2 protein-coding genes are annotated in these 2,560 nt (G+C 53.4%); both read left to right on the forward strand.

What is annotated here, in order from left to right:
• Positions 1-133: 133 nt before the first annotated feature.
• On the forward strand, positions 134-2,092 hold the full coding sequence (gene speA / locus BP822_RS06315; protein ID WP_013720479.1) for a biosynthetic arginine decarboxylase: 1,959 nt from the start codon (positions 134-136) through the stop codon (positions 2,090-2,092).
• A gap of 64 nt (positions 2,093-2,156) precedes the next feature.
• A partial coding sequence (locus BP822_RS06320; RefSeq protein WP_286877994.1) for a hypothetical protein occupies positions 2,157-2,560 on the forward strand: 404 nt, incomplete at its 3' end.

Genomic DNA, 2,560 nt, shown 5'->3' on the forward strand with positions numbered 1-2,560 from the left:
CGGGCTCCGCATCACGAGAATGCAGAGTCTAAATGCTAGATGATTGTGATTTTGACTGGCAGGCAGGGGATGGCAGCAGATGAAGGCATACAGGGATCTGGGGGCAGACAGCAGATGAAGAAGGCGGAGATCTATGTGGAAAGCTGAGGATTCTATTGAGCTCTACGGAATAGAAAAATGGGGCAACGGCTATTTTTCTGTTAACGAGAAGGGAAATGTCGTCGTTCTTCCCAATAAGAATTTGTATCAATCCGTGGATATCATGGATCTCATTGAGGAGATAGAGAAATCCAGGGATCTGGAGTTCCCCGTCCTCCTCCGCTTTCCCCAGATGCTGGAGGACCGGATAGATGAGATCACAGGCGCATTTATGGGAGCTATAGAGGAGTTCAATTATTCCGGCACTTATCAGCCCATCTTTCCCATGAAGGTCAACCAGAGAAAAGAGGTCATCGAGTATATCATCAAGTACGGAGCCAAGCATAAGATCGGTATGGAGGTGGGAACCAAGGCAGAGCTACTGGCCGCTCTCTCTTTGGGCCTGCCAAGATATGCTCCCCTGATCTGCAATGGCTACAAGGATGAGGATTATCTCCGCCTCGCCCTGAGCATTCACAATCTGAACAATATAATCATAGTGGTAGACCTTTTCGAGGAGATCTACGACATCCTGAAGTACGCCGATGCCATGGGCGTGGTGCCAAGAGTCGGGATGAGGGTGAAGCTCTTTGCCCGCGGCTCCGGCCGGTGGGTGGAGTCGGGTGGGGAGTCTGCCAAGTTCGGCCTCTCTACCAGCGAGGCCCTGGAATTGATGAGAATCCTCGAGGAGAGAGGGCTTACTAGCAGCCTGAAGATGCTCCACTTCCATATCGGCTCGCAGATCACCGACATCCGGACGGTCAAGAACGCAATGAACGAGGCGGCGAGGGTTTATGCCAAAGCGCGAAAGATGGCCGATATCGAGTATCTGAATGTGGGCGGCGGCCTCTCTGTGGACTACAACGGCTCGAACACCGCTACCCCTTCCAGCGCCAACTATTCTCTGCAGGAGTACGCGAACGACATCGTCTATACGGTGCAGAAGATCTGTGATGATGAGGAGGTTCCCTGTCCCACCATAGTCTCCGAGAGTGGAAGGGCCATCGCCGCCTACCACAGCATGCTCATCTTCAAGATAATCGGCAGAAAGAACGCCAAAAGCTCCCCTCTCCGGCCCCCGGATGATGAGGCACCCATGCAGATCGATGACCTCTGCAGCGCCTTCAAAGAGATCAACATCGATAACTACAAGGAGCACTACCATGATGCTCTGCAGTATAGAGACGAGCTTTACGACTCCTTCAATCTGGGGAACATCGGCCTTGAGGAGAGGGCCAAGGGCGAGACCCTATTCTGGATGGTCTGCAAAAAGGCGGCATTCCTGGCCAAGGAGGCAGGGGACGAGTCCGATGAGTTTTTAGAGCTGAAAAAGCTGGTCAGCCAGAAGTATATCGGCAACTTCTCTCTCTTCCAGTCCGTTCCAGACATGTGGGGGGTGGAACAGATATTCCCAACCATTCCTCTGCACCGCCTGGATGAGATGCCCAGCGAACGGGGCAGGATCGTGGATATCACCTGCGATTCAGACGGGGAGATCAAGAGGTATGCTGGAGACAGCGAGGGCCTGGAGTACCTGGAGATGCATCCCCTGCTGGAGAACCAGGACTATTATCTGGGCATCTTCCTCCTGGGAGCATATCAGGATACCCTGGGAGATTTTCATAACCTTCTGGGCTGCGCTCATGAGGTGCATGTCATGGCAGAGGATGGCGAGTGGTATATCTGCCAGAAGGTGGAGGGCGACACCTGCAAAAAATTGCTGGATTTCTTCAACTACGAGACCAAGGACTACATCTGGGAGATCATGGACCGCTGCGTGACCAGAAAAGAGAGCATCCGCAAGCGAGAGCTGGAGCAGATCGAAGCAGAGCTGAACCGCACCCTCAAGGGTTATACCTACTTCATCACCCGTCCCCCGCGGCAGTCGAAGAAGAAGAAGAAAGAGACGGAAAGGGATCTGGGTCAGCGGCGTCCTGAAGCACTGAAAGGCTGAAAAGCCATTACCCCATCCCAGGTGGCAATAATCTTAAGTTCCTGACTGCATTACCAGACTGCTGATGCATTCCACGTCCCAGGTCCGCAGCCCTCTACTGGCCATTCCTGGAGTTCTGGCCAGCATTTTTTCTCTGGCCATAGGTCTGGTGGCTCTCTTGACCTCCCTTGCCTCCTTTGGCCGCCAGGCAGAGTATGGGTATCTCATCTCTCCCGGAGCGGGCGGAATTCTGTTCATTCATCTCGCTATTGCAGGAATGGTTGGAATGGCCATCTATCTGGATCAGGTGAAGGGGGCAAGATGGCTCCAGATCTCAATAGCTCTGGTCGGTCTACCATCCCTTATCCTCTTTGCATACTTTCGGGAGTGGCTAGGCGGCATCTTCTTGATTGCTATCGCTGCTGCGGTCTATCATTCGTCCCGAAGAATGAGCAGCGCTCCCTTGTTCCTCTTTTCCGGCCTGGTCGG

The sequence above is a fragment of the Methanosaeta sp. UBA458 genome (assembly GCF_002496085.1).
Classification (GTDB): Archaea; Halobacteriota; Methanosarcinia; order Methanotrichales; family Methanotrichaceae; genus Methanothrix; species Methanothrix soehngenii.

Coding starts and splice junctions, on each gene's coding strand:
- speA (WP_013720479.1), top strand. CDS start 134: ATGTGGAAAGCTGAGGATTCTATTGAGCTCTACGGAATAGAAAAATGG.